This window comes from Pseudomonas sp. Pseusp3, from assembly GCF_047304225.1.
Taxonomy (GTDB): Bacteria; Pseudomonadota; Gammaproteobacteria; order Pseudomonadales; family Pseudomonadaceae; genus Aquipseudomonas; species Aquipseudomonas fluorescens_CD.
Genome location: NZ_JBGLYV010000016.1, coordinates 18,199 through 35,889, shown reverse-complemented (window position 1 = coordinate 35,889; position 17,691 = coordinate 18,199). Strand labels below are relative to the sequence as shown.

Here is a 17,691-nt window from a genome sequence, read left to right as displayed (position 1 = left end):
CGGTGTAACAGTCAACGAAGATGTTGAATGTTATGACCCCTTCGCGAGCAAGCCCGCTCCCACATTTGTTATGCGCTGTTACTTGAAGTCGTTCTGGCGCCAGGCTTCGTAAACGGCCACTGCCACGGTATTGGACAGGTTCAGGCTGCGGCAGCCTTCGCGCATCGGCAGGCGCAGGCGTTGTTCGGCTGGCAGGGCCTCCAGCACTTCGGCGGGCAGGCCACGGCTTTCCGGGCCGAACAGGAATGCATCGCCCGGGACGAAACTGGCGTTGTGGAACGGACGCGAGCCTTTGGTGGTGAAGGCGAACACCCGCGGGTTGCCCAGGCTTTCCAGGCAGCTGGCCAGGTCCGCATGGCGTTGCAGGGTGGCATACTCGTGGTAGTCGAGGCCGGCGCGGCGCAGACGCTTGTCGTCCATCTCAAAGCCCAGCGGTTCGATCAAATGCAGGTGGCAGCCACTGTTGGCGCACAGCCTGATAACGTTGCCGGTGTTCGGCGGAATTTCTGGTTGGAAAAGGATGACGTGAAACATGCACGGCTCCGAAGGTAAAGATGACGCGCATTCTACGCCGCCGGAAGGCGTGCGTTCGAAACTATTCCTGCCGGTGATGGGCTCGCTGGCGATTGTCGGGGTGATGGTCGGGATGATGATCGGTCGCCTGACCACACCAGGCCCCAGCCAGTTGCAGCAGGTCGAGGTGACGAACGACGGGCTGGTGGTGTGGTTCAACAACGAACCCAAGACCCACGGCGAAATGGTTGATGGCAGTGTCGCGCTGCTGTTTGGCGCCGAGGGCAAGGCACAGAAAGGCCAGCTCAAGCTCGACGGCAAGGATGTGAACTGGCGGGTACGTTTGAGCGATGGGGGGGTGTTGCTGACACTGGTCGCGGCCCGGCCCCTGCAGGGCGAGTGGGCTGGTAGCGAGGTCGACGACCGCTGGCGGCTGGAGATCCATCTCCGGGAGCAATAAAAGAGGGAATCCCCGGCCTGCCTGTACCAAGGTTCCCGAAACGGGAGGCTCGTCGCGAGTGCGGTTTGAGCCTGGTGTAAAGAGGGAACCCCTGACCTGCCTGTATCAAGGGCCCCAAAACGGTTGGGCTCGTCGCGAGTGCGGTGTGAGCCCGGTGTAAAGAGGGGAATCCCCGGCCTGCCTGTACCAAGGTCCCCGAAACCGGTCAGGTGAACTGATTCACCTGAAAGGGTTATTGCAGGGGGCGTGCCAGGTTTTAAAACTGCACAACAAAATTACGCCTCAAAACGCCGAAAGCCCCGTAATCCGGGGCTTTCGTGTTTTTTCGATAGGGGTTCGATTGTGAACGCGGGCAGGGTTTCGGATCGGTTGCCGTGCACGATTGCGGTTCACGGTGCCTTCAGGCGGTGCACTGGGCCTTAAATGTGGGAGCGGGCTTGCTCGCGAAAGCGGTGTATCAGTCAAAATTGAAGTCGACTGACATACCGCTTTCGTCGGAACGCCGCCCGGAGCAAGCCCGCTCCCACAGGATCGTGTGCTCAGCCCTCATCCCCCTCATCATCATCCCCACCATCCACCTTCATCCCCAGTTCCTTGATCTTGCGGGTCAGGGTGTTGCGCCCCCAGCCCAGCAAAACGGCGGCATCGCGGCGGCGACCGGCGGTGTGTTTGAGCGCGGTTTCGATCATGATCCGTTCGAAGGCCGGCACGGCACTGTCGAGCAGGCTCGACTGACCGCGGGCCAGTGCCTGGTCCGCCCACTGGCGCAGGGCCTGTTCCCAGTTGGTCACGGGGGCCGAATCCTGCGGCAGGCTCAGCAACTCCGGCGGCAGGTCGCCGATGTGCACTTCGCGACCCGAAGCCATCACCGTGATCCAGCGGCAGGTGTTCTCCAGTTGCCGCACGTTACCGGGCCACGGCAGGTTCTTCAGGTATTCCTCGGTTTCGCTTTTCAGCAGCTTCGGCTCGACGGCCAGCTCCTGGGCTGCGCGGCTGAGGAAGTGCCTGGCCAGGGTCGGAATGTCTTCTCGACGATCCGACAGACGCGGGATATGGATGCGGATAACGTTGAGGCGATGGAACAAGTCCTCACGGAATTTCCCGGCATGCACCAGGGTTTCCAGATTCTGGTGAGTCGCAGCGATGATGCGCACATCGACCTTCACCGGCACATGACCGCCAACGCGGTAGAACTCTCCATCGGCCAGTACGCGAAGCAAGCGGGTCTGGGTGTCGGCCGGCATATCGCCGATTTCATCGAGGAACAGCGTGCCGCCGTCCGCCTGTTCGAAGCGCCCGCGACGCAGGTTGGCTGCGCCGGTGAACGCACCTTTTTCATGGCCGAACAGTTCGGATTCCATCAGATCTTTAGGAATCGCCGCCATGTTCAGCGCGATGAACGGCGAAGCTGCCCGCGGGCTGTGACGGTGCAGGGCGTGGGCCACCAGTTCTTTACCGGTACCGGATTCGCCGTTGATCAGCACGGTGATGTTGGAGTGGCTCAGGCGGCCGATGGCGCGAAACACCTCCTGCATCGCGGGTGCTTCACCGATGATTTCCGGGGTGCGGGTCAGGGTCGGGGTGACTTCCAGGCCTTGTTGTTCCTGGGCGTGCTGGTTGGCGCGCTTGACCAGGGAAACCGCTTCATCGACGTCGAACGGCTTGGGCAGGTACTCGAAGGCGCCGCCCTGATAGGACGCGACAGCGCTGTCCAGATCGGAGTGCGCGGTCATGATGATCACTGGCAGCCGTGGGTGTTGTTCGCGAATCCGCGCCAGAAGGTCCAGGCCGCTGGTGCCGGGCATACGGATGTCGGAAATGATCACGTCCGGTTGCTGGCGCGCCAGGCGGCTCATCACGCCATCGGCGCTGTCGAAGCTTTGTGTGGTCATGCCTTCCTGTTGCAAGGCTTTTTCCAGGACCCAACGGATAGAACGGTCGTCATCGACGATCCACACGGTTTCACTACGGCTCATGTCGATGTGGCTCCTTGTTCCAGTGGCAGAAAGATCGAGAAAGTGGTGTGGCCGGGGTGGCTGTCACATTCGATCAGGCCCTGGTGCTGGCTGATGATGTTCTGGGTAATGGCCAGGCCAAGCCCGGTACCGTCCGGACGACCGCTGACCATGGGGAAGAAAATGGTTTCCTGAAGTTCGGCGGGGATGCCCGGACCGTTGTCGATGATCTCGATCTTGGTCACCAGGCGATGGCGCACGTGGCCGATCGTGAACTGGCGCATGGTGCGGGTGCGCAGGCTGATGCGGCCCAGGCGCAGTTCGTTCTGGCTGCTGATGGCCTGCATTGCATTGCGCACGATGTTCAGCACGGCCTGAATCATCTGTTCGCGGTCGATCAACACGTCGGGGATGCTTGGGTCGTAGTCGCGCACCAAAGTGATGCAGCCCTGGCTTTCGGCCTCCACCAGCTGGCAGACACGCTCCAGCACTTCGTGGACATTGCACAGGGCCAGTGATGGCAACTTGTTGGAGCCGAGCATGCGGTCCACCAGGTTACGCAGACGGTCGGCTTCTTCGATGATGACGTTGGTGTAGTCGCGCAGGCTTTCTTCCGGCAGTTCCCGGGCCAGCAATTGCGCCGCGCCGCGAATCCCGCCCAAGGGGTTCTTGATTTCATGGGCCAGGCCGCGCACCAGCATTTTGCTGGTTTCCTGTTTGGAAAGCTGTGCTTCTTCCTTGGTGATCCGCAGCAAGCGGTCACGAGGGTGGACTTCGAGCAGCAGCATCGTGTCGCCATTGCTCAGAATCGGCGTTACTGCGTAGTCAACGGTCAGGGTCTGGCCGGTGAGGGCGGTGAGCATGGCTTCGCGCTTGGTGAACGGGTGCGCTTGTTCGACGGCCTGGCGCAACGAATTCAGTGCTTCGGCCGATTCGGTAAACAATTCACTGATGAACTGCCCATGGCTGCGCTGGCCGCTGATGGCCAGCAGCATCTCCGCCGCCGGGTTCATGTACTCGAGGCGCAGTTCGGCGTCGAGCAGGATGGTGGCGGTGGTGAGGTTATCGAGTAGCAAACGGTGGAGTGCGTCGCTAATGGTCATCGGGACCTCTTTCAGGGCGGAGCATGCGCAAGAAAACAGCGCTGGTACGGGCAAAATGCAAAAACCAAACCAAGGCTCCGAAAAGAAGCGTTCAGCGCCTGAAACGGACGTTTGACGCTCATTTACGCGGCGCTTTGCCAGCTTTAGCGGGTAGTTTCGAACCAAAATGGGTTGGAATGTGAGTACGGTGCAAGCAATTGCACCAATATAGTGCGCAAACCTGAACGATGTTAAAAAAGTCGCAAGAAAGGATTTTTTTCTTCGGCGGGCTTGTCGCTGAGCGGGCATTCCGGCCGCTGGCCGTAGTCTTCGAGGGCGCAGGGTTTGATCTGGCGCTTCTGGGCGAGTGACGTGCGCTGCATATGGAAGGGTTGGCTGGCGGTGCGTTCGACGATGCGTCCCTGCTCATCGAGGATTTCCACGGCCAGGGTATGGCTGCCGCGATCGATGTTGCTCAACGGGAACACCGGGCTCGGGCCGGGTTCAGCAGTGGGCTCGCCATCAAGCAGCAACCGGTAGCGGTGACCGGGTTGCAGGCCGGGCTCGTTGGTGGCGCTGACGATGACTTCGCCGGCGTTGCTGCGGATGGTCGCGTCGGGCTCCGGGACCAGGATGCGCAGCACTTCATAGTGGAACGGCACTTGTGCTTCCGGGCTGCTCTGGGCAATCAACGGTTCTGCACGGGTGGGGGTGGCCGCCATTCGATTGCTCTTGGCCAGCGGTACACGCCTGGCGTTACCGGGTTTTGGCTGGTCGGTGAAAACCCGATTGCCTTGGGAGTCAACGTAAGTAAAGACCTCTGCCGATGCGGGCAGCGCGATGAGGCAGGCGAGCAGCAACCAGGTCTTCAAGGCGCGTGTACTCGTTGCACGGTGACGGTCGTGGCGGGGCTTTGCTGCACTACTTTTTCACCATCGATCACTTGCACGGCGAGGCGGTGTTCGCCGCGATCGATGTTCACCAGTTGCAGGGTCGGCACATTACCTGGCTGGCCGTAGGGCTGGCCGTCCAGCAGCAGGCGCAACAGATGGGAGCCTTGCAGGCGCGGTTTGATCTGTACGTTAACGGTGAACGTGCCGTTGTTGGCACGTAGGGCTTCGGTGGTCGGCAGGCCTGTCAGCTCCAGCACTTCATAGGCCTTGCCGGGCTGTTCATGACGAACGACTTCAGCGGCAGGTGCGGCTTCGCCGGTAGGCTGGCGCTCGACGCTGTTGAGTGGCGGCAACTCGATCGGTTGAGCGTTGACGCCGTCGGGCGGTTGATTGCTGTACGCGGTGGTGCCGTTGGCGTCCGTGTATTTGTAGATCTGCGCTGCGGCGGGCAGGGCGATCAGCAGCAGAATGAACAGAAAACCTCGACCCATGGAATCGACCGGAAACGAAAGCGATGGGTTGCAGCATAGGTCAGGGATGTTGGTTGGCCCAGCGTGTTAACAATTGGATATGGATTCACCCAGCTCTCCAGGTCGCCACAACTCCACTGTGGGAACGGGCTTGCTCGCGAATTCGGAGTGTCAGTCGCCATCAATGTTCACTGATACATCGCCTTCGCGAGCAAGCCCGCTCCCACAGGGATTTTCAGCGGTTGTTAAATCGCGGGCACAAAAAAGGCCTCCCGAAGGAGGCCTCTTTTTTGTCACGCCGCGTGCCGCGGCGCTACCGGATCAGCAGCTGTAGTACAGCTCGTATTCCAGTGGGTGTACGAAGGTACGTACCTTGATTTCTTCTTCGCTTTTCAGGGCGATGTAAGCGTCGATGAAGTCGTCGCTGAAAACGCCGCCTTTGGTCAGGAACGCACGACCTTTGTCCAGCTCTTCCAGGGCTTCTTTCAGGCTGCCGCAAACTTGTGGGATCTCTTTGGCCTCTTCAGGCGGCAGGTCGTACAGGTTTTTGTCAGCTGCGTCGCCAGGGTGGATCTTGTTCTGGATGCCGTCCAGGCCAGCCATCAGCAGTGCAGCGAAGCACAGGTACGGGTTGGCAGCCGGATCCGGGAAACGCGCTTCGATACGGCGGGCTTTCGGGCTCGACACGTAAGGAATGCGGATCGAAGCGGAGCGGTTACGGGCCGAGTAGGCCAGCATCACTGGAGCTTCGAAGCCTGGAACCAGACGCTTGTAGGAGTTGGTTGCCGGGTTGGTGAAGCCGTTCAGCGCCTTACCGTGCTTGATGATGCCGCCGATGAAGTACAGGGCGGTATCGGACAGGCCGGCATAACCTTCGCCAGCGAAGGTGTTCTTGCCGTCTTTCCAGATGGACATGTGAACGTGCATGCCCGAACCGTTGTCGCCGTACAGAGGCTTAGGCATGAAGGTAGCGGTACGGCCGTAGGCATCGGCAACGTTGTGCACGACGTACTTCAGGGTCTGGGTTTCGTCGGCTTTCTTCACCAGGGTGTTGAACTTGACGCCGATTTCGTTCTGGCCGGCAGTTGCCACTTCGTGGTGGTGAACTTCGACGGTCAGGCCCATTTCTTCCAGTGCGTTGCACATGGAGGTACGGATTTCGTGGTCGTGGTCGAACGGCGGAACCGGGAAGTAGCCGCCTTTGACGCCTGGACGGTGGCCTTTGTTGCCGCCTTCCACGTCCTGGTCGGACATCCACGAACCTTGTTCAGAGTAGATCTTGAACATGGAGCCGGAAATGTCGGACTTGAACTTCACTTGGTCGAAGATGAAGAACTCTGGCTCTGGACCGGCGAATACGGTGTCACCGATACCGGTGGCTTTCAGGTGCTCTTCGGCACGCTTGGCGATCGCGCGCGGGTCGCGGTCGTAGCCTTGCATGCTCGAAGGTTCGATGATGTCGCAGACCAGGATCAGGGTCGGCTCTTCAGTGAACGGGTCCAGTACGGCAGTGGAGTCGTCCGGCATCAGGATCATGTCGGAGGCTTCGATGCCTTTCCAGCCAGCGATGGAGGAACCGTCGAACATTTTGCCGACTTCGAAGAAGTCGTCATCCAGCGCGTCGCGAGCCGGCATGGTCACGTGGTGCTGAGTGCCTTTGGTGTCCGTGAAGCGCAGATCAATCCACTTGACGTCATGATCTTTGATGAGTTGAACCGACTTCGACATAGTGTCCTCCGGGTGGATTAGGGCTGGTAGTGGATGCCCTTAAATGTTTGTGATGCCGGCGCGAATACTCTGCCAAGGCAACCTGCCTCACAAGGGAGCAAATTGCATGCCAGTGCCCCAGCATGGGTTTTTTGCCCCAATTTCACGCCTGTCAGGCAGAAAAGCACCTTAAAGCGGAAAATCCCGCCCTACAATGTGGCGTTCATTTCAATAAATGACCTGTTTTGGTGCGCGCAAAACCTTCTGCACATTAACTGGTTAAACCTTGAGCAATTTCCGCTATAATCCGCGCCCCCCTTTTTCGGCAGGCCTCGCGCGCGCTGTTTCCATGAAATTAATCGTAAAAGTCTTTCCAGAGATCACCATCAAGAGCCGCCCGGTACGGATGCGTTTCATCCGCCAGTTGGCCAAGAACATCCGTGCCGTGCTCCGCGATCTGGATCCGGCCGTGGTGGTGAACGGCGTGTGGGACAACCTCGAGCTGGAAACCCGCGTCAGCGACCCCAAGGCCCTGAAGGAGATGGGCGAGCGCCTGAGCTGCATGCCGGGCATCGCGCACTTCCTGCAAATCGATGAATACCCGCTGGGCGATTTCGACGACATCGTCGAAAAATGCAAGCAGCACTACGGTGATGCACTGGCCGGCAAGATCTTCTCGGTGCGTTGCAAGCGTGCCGGCAAGCACCCGTTCAGCTCGATTGATATCGAAAAATATGTCGGCAGCCAGTTGCGCCGTCAGTGTGGTGCCGCCGGGATCGACCTGAAAAAGCCGGAAATCGAAGTCCGGATCGAAGTTCGCGACCAACGGTTGTTCGTGATCCACAGCCAGCACAACGGCATCGGCGGATATCCGCTGGGCGCCCTGGAGCAGACGCTGGTGCTGATGTCCGGCGGCTTCGATTCCACCGTTGCGGCCTACCAGATCATGCGCCGCGGCCTTATGGCGCATTTCTGCTTCTTCAATCTGGGCGGGCGGGCCCATGAATTGGGCGTGATGGAAGTCGCGCATTTCATCTGGAAGAAGTACGGCAGCTCCCAACGCGTGTTATTTGTCAGTGTGCCTTTCGAGGAAGTGCTGGGCGAAATTCTCGGCAAAGTCGATAACAGTCATATGGGCGTAGTATTGAAGCGTATGATGTTGCGCGCTTCCTCCCAGATTGCCGATCGACTGCACATCGAAGCGCTGGTGACCGGTGAGGCGATCTCCCAGGTGTCGAGCCAGACGCTGCCGAACCTGTCCGTGATCGATTGCGTGACCGACAAACTGGTCTTGCGCCCGCTGATCGCCAGCCACAAGCAGGACATCATCGACACGGCCAACGAGATCGGCACCGCCGATTTCGCCCGACACATGCCGGAGTACTGCGGGGTCATCTCGGTCAATCCGAAGACGGCCGCCAAACGCTACCGTGTCGAGCACGAAGAGAAAGAATTCGATATGGCGGTGCTCGAGCGTGCGCTCGAAAACGCCAAGCTGGTGCCGATCGATCGCGTGATCGACGAATTGGGCCAGGACTTGCAGATTGAAGAAGTCAGCGAAGCGCTGGCCGGTCAGATCGTCATCGACATCCGTCACCCGGATGCCGCTGAAGACGACCCGCTGGACCTTGCTGGTATCGAGGTACAAACGATGCCGTTTTATGCACTGAACGCTCGTTTCAAGGAACTGGACCCTACTCGCCAGTACCTGCTGTATTGCGACAAAGGCGTGATGAGTCGCCTGCATGCCCACCATTTGCTCAGTGAGGGGCATGCCAATGTGCGCGTTTATCGACCGAGCTAAGTGCCCGGGGCTGTTTGCCTGTGGCTTGCGTCACCGGCCCCCCGATGCCGCCGTCAAGCTGTAACGGCTTTCACGGACGCTACTGTTAATCGCTGCCAAGACTTGTCAGCACACCGAATCCTCTGATCGAGATACACAAGTGATCGAAAATCTACGCAACATCGCCATCATTGCCCACGTTGACCATGGTAAAACGACCCTGGTAGACAAACTCCTGCGTCAATCCGGCACCCTGGAGCGCAACGAGCTCAACGACGAGCGCGTGATGGACTCCAACGACCAGGAAAAAGAGCGCGGTATTACCATTCTGGCGAAAAACACCGCCATCAACTGGAACGGCTACCACATCAACATCGTGGACACCCCGGGCCACGCCGACTTCGGCGGCGAAGTTGAACGCGTAATGTCGATGGTCGACTCCGTTCTGCTGCTGGTTGACGCTCAAGACGGCCCTATGCCGCAAACCCGTTTCGTGACCAAGAAGGCTTTCGAAGCCGGCCTGCGTCCGATCGTGTGCATCAACAAGGTTGACCGTCCAGGCGCGCGTCCGGACTGGGTTCTGGACCAGATCTTCGACCTGTTCGACAACCTGGGTGCCACCGAAGAACAGCTGGACTTCAAAGTCGTCTACGCCTCGGCCCTGAACGGTATTGCCGGTCTGGACCACAACGAAATGGCTGACGACATGACCCCGCTGTACCAGTCGATCGTCGACAACGTACCGGCGCCGGCTGTTGACCGTGAAGGTCCGTTCCAGATGCAGATCTCCGCACTGGACTACAACAGCTTCCTGGGTGTTATCGGTGTTGGCCGTATCGCCCGTGGTCGCGTCAAGCCGAACACCCCGGTTGTGGCTGTCGGTGCCGACGGCAAGAAGCGTAACGGTCGTATCCTGAAGCTGATGGGTCACCACGGTCTGCACCGTGTAGACGTTGAAGAAGCTGCTGCAGGCGACATCGTGTGCATCAGCGGTATGGACTCGCTGTTCATCTCCGACACCCTGTGCCACCCGGACACCGTCGAGGCGATGAAGCCTCTGACCGTCGACGAGCCAACCGTTTCCATGACCTTCCAGGTAAACGACTCGCCATTCTGCGGTAAAGAAGGCAAGTTCGTGACTTCCCGTAACATCAAGGAACGTCTGGACAAAGAGCTGCTGTACAACGTTGCACTGCGCGTTGAAGAAGGCGACTCGGCTGACAAGTTCAAGGTTTCCGGCCGTGGCGAACTGCACCTCTCGGTACTGATCGAAACCATGCGTCGCGAAGGCTTCGAAATGGCTGTAGGCCGTCCGGAAGTGATCATCCGTCTGGTTGACGGCGTGAAGCACGAACCGTTCGAAAACGTCACCATCGACCTGCCGGAAGAATCCCAGGGCAAGGTGATGGAAGAGATGGGGCTGCGTAAGGGCGACCTGACCAACATGGTGCCGGATGGCAAGGGCCGTGTGCGTCTGGAATACAACATCCCTGCTCGTGGTCTGATCGGTTTCCGTAACCAGTTCCTGACCCTGACCAACGGTGCTGGCATCCTGACCTCGATCTTCGACCGTTACGACGTGATGAAGTCCGGCGACATGTCCGGCCGTCAGAACGGCGTTCTGGTTTCGGTTGAAACCGGCAAGGCTCTGACCTACTCCCTGGAAACCCTGCAGGCACGTGGCAAGCTGTTCGTTGAACACGGTCAGGAAATCTACAACGGTCAGATCGTTGGTCTGAACAGCCGTGACAACGACCTGGGCGTCAACCCTACCAAGGGCAAGAAGCTCGACAACATGCGTGCTTCGGGTAAAGACGAAACCATCGCCCTGGTTCCACCTGTTCGCTTCACCCTGGAACAGGCTCTGGAATTCATCCAGGACGACGAGCTGTGTGAAGTGACTCCTAAGTCCATCCGTCTTCGCAAGAAGATCCTGGACGAAAGCGAGCGTACCCGCGCTGCCAAGAAAGCCAAGGCATAAGATTTAGCCCTGGCTGAACGAAAACGCCCCCGGTCGAAAGGCCGGGGGCGTTTTTGTTTGTCTGGGGTTTGGGTGGTGTTAGTGCCGGCCCCTTCGCGAGCAAGCCCGCTCCCACAGGGATTTTTGGTGTTCACAGATTTTGTGTTTCACCTTGATCCCTGTGGGAGCGGGCTTGCTCGCGAAGGCGGCCGATCAGTCGGCGCAGAAATCAGGAAATATCAGAACCGCTCAATCGACCGCGAATTCCGCTCGCGCTCCACTTCCTTCGGCTTGTACGCGCAATACCCCGGCCGCGGGCCGATTTTCGGGTGGTTGCGGCAAGTATCCGGGCGCTTTTCATAAATAGTGCACAGACGGCTCTTACGATCCAGGTACAGGCAATCGTTGTTGCTCATGCGCTGGAGGGTAAAGATTCCTGACTTCTGGTTGAAGCGCTCGACCAGGCCTTCCTTTTGCAGACGTTTGGCGATGTTCTTCGGCGGATCGCCCAGCTCGAACTCATCGACCACGCCGATGCGGATCAGGTCCTTGATCTTGACCTCGACGGGCAGGGTGCAGCAGCTGGACATGCACGAGCCGCACATCGGGGCAGAGTACTTGGCCCAGGTATCGAGGCGGTCGATCTCTGCGGCAGCGATCAGGTTCGGCTTCATCATCGTTTGTTACCAGCGTGTGCATCAGGGCGCGCGATCATACCGGGACTGGTGGATTTTTGAACAACCTTTCGCCAGTTTTTTTCGCAAGCGGTGCAAACAACCGGAAAAAACGGCACGGGCCCTGCATTCATTCAGACACATGACAACGCATTGTCGATCCAGCTCGTATTCAAGGGAAAAACTGCCGAACCAGAGCCTCTACCGCCTGTCAGACCGTCTAGGCTCAGACAATTCCAAGCTCGCTCGAGGTCCTATCGATGACTCAAGAACCACTTGTTCGCGAAGCAGAGGTGGCCGCATTCCGCGACGCCGTCTTGACCAAACTCACTTATGCGGTGGGTAAAGACCCGGATCACGCCTTCGACCATGACTGGTTCGAAGCTATTGCCCTGGCCGCGCGGGACCACATGGTCGAGCACTGGATGGACCACACGCGGCAGATCTACCGCAAAGGTCAGAAGCGCGTCTATTACCTCTCTCTGGAATTTCTCATCGGCCGGCTGCTGTTCGACAGCCTGAGCAACCTCGGCCTGCTCGACGTGGCCCGCGAAGCCCTGACCGAACTTGGCGTCGACCTTGAGCGCATCCGCTTGCTGGAGCCCGATGCGGCCCTGGGCAACGGCGGCCTTGGGCGTCTGGCGGCGTGTTTCCTGGAAAGCATGTCGACCCTCGGCATCGCCGCTCATGGCTACGGCATCCGCTATGAGCACGGGTTGTTCCGCCAGGCGATTGTCGACGGCTGGCAGCAGGAGCAGACCGAACACTGGCTGGATTTTGGCAACCCGTGGGAGTTCGAGCGGCCGGAGGTGGTGTACCCGATCGGCTTTGGCGGCGGCGTTGAAACCGTGACCGATGACAGCGGCAAGTCCAGGCAAGTCTGGCACCCGGCGGAAACCGTGCGGGCGATTGCCTACGACACGCCGGTGGTCGGCTGGCGCGGGGCGAGCGTCAACACGCTGCGCCTGTGGCGTGCGCGGGCCATGGAAGATCTGCATCTGGAGCGTTTCAACGCCGGCGACCACCTGGGCGCCGTGGCTGAAGTGGCCCGGGCCGAAAGTATCTCCCGGGTGCTGTACCCGGCGGACAGTACCGAGGCCGGCCAGGAGTTGCGCCTGCGTCAGGAGTATTTCTTCGTCGCCGCCTCATTGCAGGATCTGCTGCGTCGCCATCGCAACATGCACACCTCGGTGCTGACCCTGGGCGATCACGCGTCGATTCAGCTCAACGACACTCACCCATCGATTGCCGTGGCTGAACTGATGCGGCAACTGGTCGACGTCTATGACGTGGCATGGGATGCGGCATGGCAGGTCACCGTCGATACGCTGTCCTACACCAACCACACATTGCTGCCCGAAGCGCTGGAAACCTGGCCGGTCGGCTTGATGGAACGCATGCTGCCGCGGCACATGCAGATCATTTACCTGATCAACGCCCACCACATCGACTCCTTGCGGGCCAAGGGCATTCATGATTTCGACGTACTGCGCGCCGTGTCGCTGATCGAGGAAGACAACGGTCGTCGGGTGCGCATGGGCAACCTGGCGTTTCTCGGCTCCCACAGCGTCAACGGTGTGTCCGGTTTGCACACTCAACTGATGCGCAAGACGGTGTTCTCCGAATTGCACAAGCTGTACCCGGATCGAATCAACAACAAGACCAACGGCATCACCTTCCGCCGCTGGCTGTACCAGGCCAACCCCGAGCTGACCTCGATGCTGGTCGACACCCTGGGCCCCGAGGTACGGGACAACCCGGAACAGCGTTTGCTCGCCCTCGAACCGTTCGCCGAGAAAAATGCGTTTCGCAAGGCGTTTGCCGAGCAACGCCTGCACAGCAAGAAGGCCCTGGCGTACCTGATCCATGAGCGGCTGGGTGTCGCGGTCAACCCGGCGGCGATGTTCGACGTGCAGGTCAAGCGAATCCACGAATATAAACGTCAGTTACTCAACCTGATGCACACCGTGGCGTTGTACCAGGCGATCCGCGCGGAACCTGAAATCGACTGGGTGCCACGGGTGAAAATCTTCGCCGGCAAGGCTGCCGCGAGTTATCACCAGGCCAAACTGATCATCAAGCTGACCAACGACATCGCCCGGGTGGTGAACAACGACCCGACCGTGCGCGGCTTGCTCAAAGTGGTGTTCCTGCCCAACTACAACGTCAGCCTGGCGGAGAGCATCATTCCGGCAGCGGATCTGTCCGAGCAGATCTCCACCGCCGGTTTCGAAGCGTCAGGCACCAGCAACATGAAATTCGGCCTGAACGGCGCGCTGACCATCGGCACCCTGGACGGGGCCAACGTGGAAATGTGCGAGCGCATTGGCGCCGAGCACATGTTCATCTTCGGCCTCAGCGCGCAGCAGGTGGAAGCGCGCAAGCAGAACCATGAGTTCAGTGCCGTACCGGACATCGCTGCGTCCCATCGCCTGAACGATGTGCTGCAAGCGATTCGTGGCGGGGTGTTCTCCCCGGATGATCCGTCCCGTTACACCGGGTTGATCGATTCGCTGGTGGATTACGACCGCTTCCTGGTCTGCGCCGATTTCGACTCCTACTGGAATGCGCAGATGCGCGTCGAAGCCCATTGGCACGATTCCAAGGAATGGTGGCGTTCAGCAGTGTTGAACACGGCGCGGATGGGCTGGTTCTCGTCGGACCGGACCATTCGCGAGTACGCCACGGAAATCTGGAAGGCGCTGGAGTAGTTTTCAACCGGAATGCCCGGCGACTAACGGGCCTGATCGATATACTGAGTGGCAACTGATCCCTGTGGGAGCGGGCTTGCTCGCGAATGCGGACTGACTTTCGACACAATTGTCGAGTGTGATGACCTCTTCGCGAGCAAGCCCGCTCCCACAGTGGATTTATGGGGCAAATGGAATTTGTGCCCACATTGGATTCCGGGTGACTGTTTACTAGTCTGAATCACCGGATATGCCCTGATTCAGGGCCGCTTAGGGATATCGACCATGCAATGGATTTTCATGCTGACAGGGCTGGTGCTCGGCTGGATGCTCGACGAGTCATTCAGTGATGCACTGCTGGGCGCATTACTCGGATTGGGTATCGGCCAGGCCATTCGCATTGCTCGCCTGGACCTTCGGGCAGTCGAGCAACAGCGTGTGCTACAGGCGGTCGAACAACGGCTGGCAGCGCTCGAAGCATCGGGCGTCAAGGCGCCGGAAAGCCGCGAACCGCTGGTATCACCTGAAATCCTCCTTGAAGAAGCCCCTGCGGCTACCCCGGAATTGATCTGGGAGCTGCCACCCGAACTCGAGCCGATCCCCGCAGCGGCCAGCGAAATCAGTCGTCCGACTATCGATGCCTGGAAATCCGAGACGACCGCTCGCCAAGCGCAACCGCCTGTCACACCGCGTGGCCCGAATCTCATCGAGCGCGCGATCAGCTGCGCCCGGGCCTGGCTGTTCGGCGGCAATACCGTGTTGCGGGTCGGCGTGGTGTTGCTGTTCCTCGGCCTGGCCTTTCTGCTGCGCTACGCCACCGAAGGCATGGTGGTGCCGCTTGAATTGCGTTACGCCGGCGTAGCGGCCGCAGCATTGGGCTTGCTCGGATTGGGCTGGTGGTTGAGGGCCCGCAACGGCAGTTACGCATTGATCCTGCAAGGCGCCGGGATTGCCGTGTTGTACCTGACGGTGTTTGCCGCGATGCGCCTGCATCCGCTACTCGATCCTTCGGCGGCGTTCGGCCTGCTGGTGGCGGTGACCGTCTGTTCGGCGATCCTCGCCATTACCCAGGACTCCCTGGGGCTGGCCGCAGCTGCCGCACTGGGTGGATTCGCCGCGCCCATCCTGGCCTCCACCGGTGCCGGCAGCCACGTCGCGCTTTTCAGCTACTTTGTCCTGCTTGACGCCGGCATCCTCGTCATCGCCTGGTTCAAGGCCTGGCGGCTGTTGAATGTCATCGGGTTCACCGGCACCTTCGGCATCGGTTTCGCCTGGGGCCTGCGTTCCTACTCGCCCGAGTTGCTCTGGAGCACCGAGCCGTTCCTGATTGTGTTTTTCCTGATGTACCTGGCCATTGGTCTGCTGTTCGCCCGGCGCAAGCTGATGGAGCTGAGCGATCCGCCGGCAGAGGGCAGTCGCGAAGCGCTGCTGCAGTGGTCGGCGCGCAAGGGTGACTACGTCGACGGCACGCTGCTGTTCGGCCCGCCGCTAGTGGGTTTCGGCTTGCAGTTCGCACTGGTACAGCATCTGGAGTTCGCTGCGGCGTTCAGTGCCTTGGCGCTGGGCATGATCTACATGGGGCTCGCCCGTTGGCTGATGGTCGGTCGCACCGTGTTATTGGGGGAAACCTGCCTGGCCTTGGGCGTGATCTTCGCCAGCCTGGCGATTCCGCTGGGGCTCGATGCACGCTGGACGACGGCGGCGTGGGTGGTGGAAGGCGCGGGGATCTTCTGGCTCGGTCTGCGCCAGCAAAGGCCCTTGGCCCGGGTCTTTGCCTTGCTGCTGCAATTGGGGGCGGCGCTGGCGTTTCTCGGCGAGTTGCACAGCAGCGAGAACAGCCTGCTTGGCGGTGTTCCGTTAGGCGCGCTGCTGTTGGGCGTCGCGTTGCTGTTCAGCTTCTACCAGTTGCGTAAAGCCTTGCCGGAACAGATCAGGCCTTGGGAGCTGAAAGGCCTGCCAGTCCTGGCTTGCCTCGGGCTGGCGTTTCTCTATTTGCTGGCACCGTTGTTTTTCTTCAGTCACGGTACGGTGATCAGTTGGGCCTTGGCCGGGGCGCTGACGTTGCTTGCGGGATTGCACCTGGCATCGCGCACGTTCGTGTACACCGCGCTTGCTGTGCAATTGTTGGGTGGCGCGCTGTTCCTGACGACAGGACCGTTGTTCAGTGACGACCCGCGCGCCCTGGCCCATGGCGGGTTCTGGGCGCCGCTGATGCTGGGGCTGGCTGCGATGGTCGGGGCCTGGCGTTTGCAGGTGGGGCATGCGCGTGGAGCGCTGGCGGGGCCGAGTCTGTCGCTGTTGTCCCAGGCGCTGCTGGTGTGGGGCGCAGGCTGGTGGGCGTTGGCCTGGGTCATCGACGTGCTGCATTTTGCGCCGTTGCCGGTGCAGGCGACCTTGTTGTTGAGCATCGCCGCCGCGAGTGTTGCGCTGTGGACGGTATTGGCGCTGCGCCTGAGTTGGCCGTCATTGGGAGTGCTCTGCACGGTGTTGATTCCAGCGGCGGCGCTGGTGCTGCTCGCGGCCTGGCACCCGCGTTATCACCCGGCGGCCAACTTCGGCTGGCTGGCGTGGGCTGCGGTGTTCGTTGTGCATTTCATGTCCCTGCGACGCCTGGCGACCATGCTGCCGGCGCTCGTGCCAAGCGTCGCCCATGTGCTCGGCTGCTGGCTGTTGATGGGGGTGCTGGCTCTGGAATTGCGTTATGGCTTGCTGGTGTTGTCCGAGCAATACAACGCCTGGCGCTGGCTGGGCTGGGCGATTCTGCCAAGCCTTTATCTGGTTTTGGCGGCGGCACCTCGTGCGTGGCCGTGGCCAGTGTCGACGTATTCGCGGCAATACCGTGTATACGCTGGCGCACCGCTGGCTTTGCTGATGCTCGGCTGGTTCTGGCTGGCGAATGTCGCCAGTGACGGCAACGCCGAGCCACTGCCCTACGTGCCATTGATCAACCCGCTGGAACTGGGCCTGTTGTTTGCGTTGTTCGGTGTCTATGTCTGGTCCCGCAGCGCAATGACACAACTGGCGGTCCCCGAGCATTACGCCACTAAAATCACGCAAGGGGTCGCTGGTGCCTCGCTGTTCCTGTTCTTTACCGCCTTGGTCATGCGTACGGCGCACCACTGGAGCGGGGTGCCGTTCGAGTTGGGTCCGTTGCTGGAGTCGATGCGTGTGCAGGCCGGCCTGTCCATCGTCTGGACCTTGATGGCCCTGAGCCTGATGATCGGCGGCCATTTGCGTCGCCGCCGTGAAGTCTGGCTGATCGGTGCTGCCTTGATCGGTGTGGTCGTGGCCAAGCTGTTCTTTATTGAATTGAGCAATCGCGGCGGGCTGGCGCGAATCGTGTCGTTTATCGGAGTCGGCGTGTTGCTGCTGGTGGTGGGCTATTTCGCCCCGCTGCCACCCAAACGCGCCGAAGCTGTGCCGGATACCGAGAAACCGGCCCCGGAATCCGAAGGAGTGTCGTCTTGAGTCAGAAGCTGAAGCTGAAGCTGGGTTGGCTGGGCG

Annotated in this window: 12 protein-coding genes; 5 read left to right on the top strand and 7 right to left on the bottom strand. The window is 60.1% G+C overall.

All coding sequences use genetic code 11. The features are described 5' to 3' along the window. Positions 1-78: 78 nt before the first annotated feature. A complete protein-coding gene (locus ACCD00_RS07930) occupies positions 79-534 on the bottom strand; it encodes a tRNA (cytidine(34)-2'-O)-methyltransferase (protein WP_413423397.1) in 456 nt (151 codons plus the stop codon). On the opposite strand from ACCD00_RS07930, the gene ACCD00_RS07925 reads away from it, so the two are divergent. Beyond that, the gene (locus tag ACCD00_RS07925) at positions 533-973 is read left to right on the top strand and encodes a hypothetical protein (protein ID WP_413423395.1); all 441 of its coding nucleotides are present in this window, start codon (positions 533-535) and stop codon (positions 971-973) included. The two genes, ACCD00_RS07930 and ACCD00_RS07925, sit on opposite strands and share 2 nt — an antisense overlap. Positions 974-1,512: 539 nt before the next feature. Here the strand turns inward: ACCD00_RS07925 and ntrC are convergent. The 5 genes from ntrC to glnA all read right to left on the bottom strand — a co-directional run bounded on the left by ntrC (position 1,513) and on the right by glnA (position 7,101). Continuing rightward, a complete protein-coding gene (gene ntrC / locus ACCD00_RS07920) occupies positions 1,513-2,949 on the bottom strand; it encodes a nitrogen regulation protein NR(I) (RefSeq protein ID WP_413423393.1) in 1,437 nt (478 codons plus the stop codon). Further along, positions 2,946-4,031 (bottom strand): nitrogen regulation protein NR(II), encoded by a 1,086-nt coding sequence (gene glnL, locus ACCD00_RS07915; protein ID WP_008018951.1) that lies wholly within the window; start codon positions 4,029-4,031, stop codon positions 2,946-2,948. Before glnL ends, ntrC begins: the two co-directional genes overlap by 4 nt. A gap of 230 nt (positions 4,032-4,261) precedes the next feature. Then, on the bottom strand, positions 4,262-4,882 hold the full coding sequence (locus ACCD00_RS07910) for a DUF4124 domain-containing protein (protein WP_413423391.1): 621 nt from the start codon (positions 4,880-4,882) through the stop codon (positions 4,262-4,264). Further along, positions 4,879-5,394, bottom strand: a complete 516-nt coding sequence (locus ACCD00_RS07905) for a DUF4124 domain-containing protein (protein ID WP_413423389.1) — start codon at positions 5,392-5,394, stop codon at positions 4,879-4,881. The genes ACCD00_RS07910 and ACCD00_RS07905 overlap by 4 nt, the downstream gene beginning before the upstream one ends. Before the next feature lie 300 nt (positions 5,395-5,694). Continuing rightward, positions 5,695-7,101, bottom strand: a complete 1,407-nt coding sequence (gene glnA / locus ACCD00_RS07900; protein ID WP_413423387.1) for a glutamate--ammonia ligase — start codon at positions 7,099-7,101, stop codon at positions 5,695-5,697. 328 nt (positions 7,102-7,429) lie between these two features. Between glnA and thiI the strand changes: the two genes are divergently transcribed. Together thiI and typA are read left to right on the top strand one after the other, a co-directional pair. After that, positions 7,430-8,884: a tRNA uracil 4-sulfurtransferase ThiI gene (gene thiI, locus ACCD00_RS07895; protein ID WP_413423385.1), complete on the top strand. Its 1,455-nt coding sequence runs from the start codon at positions 7,430-7,432 to the stop codon at positions 8,882-8,884. 139 nt (positions 8,885-9,023) lie between these two features. Then, a complete protein-coding gene (gene typA, locus ACCD00_RS07890) occupies positions 9,024-10,844 on the top strand; it encodes a translational GTPase TypA (protein ID WP_413423383.1) in 1,821 nt (606 codons plus the stop codon). Between the two features lie 218 nt (positions 10,845-11,062). On the opposite strand, the gene ACCD00_RS07885 is transcribed toward typA, so the two are convergent. Further along, positions 11,063-11,500, bottom strand: a complete 438-nt coding sequence (locus tag ACCD00_RS07885; protein ID WP_008018944.1) for a YkgJ family cysteine cluster protein — start codon at positions 11,498-11,500, stop codon at positions 11,063-11,065. 257 nt (positions 11,501-11,757) lie between these two features. Between ACCD00_RS07885 and ACCD00_RS07880 the strand changes: the two genes are divergently transcribed. Next, a complete protein-coding gene (locus ACCD00_RS07880) occupies positions 11,758-14,208 on the top strand; it encodes a glycogen/starch/alpha-glucan phosphorylase (protein WP_413423381.1) in 2,451 nt (816 codons plus the stop codon). Positions 14,209-14,472: 264 nt separating this feature from the next. Next, complete coding sequence (locus tag ACCD00_RS07875; protein ID WP_413423379.1) at positions 14,473-17,655, top strand: DUF2339 domain-containing protein; 3,183 nt, start codon at positions 14,473-14,475, stop codon at positions 17,653-17,655. The last annotated feature ends 36 nt before the right edge of the window (positions 17,656-17,691 follow it).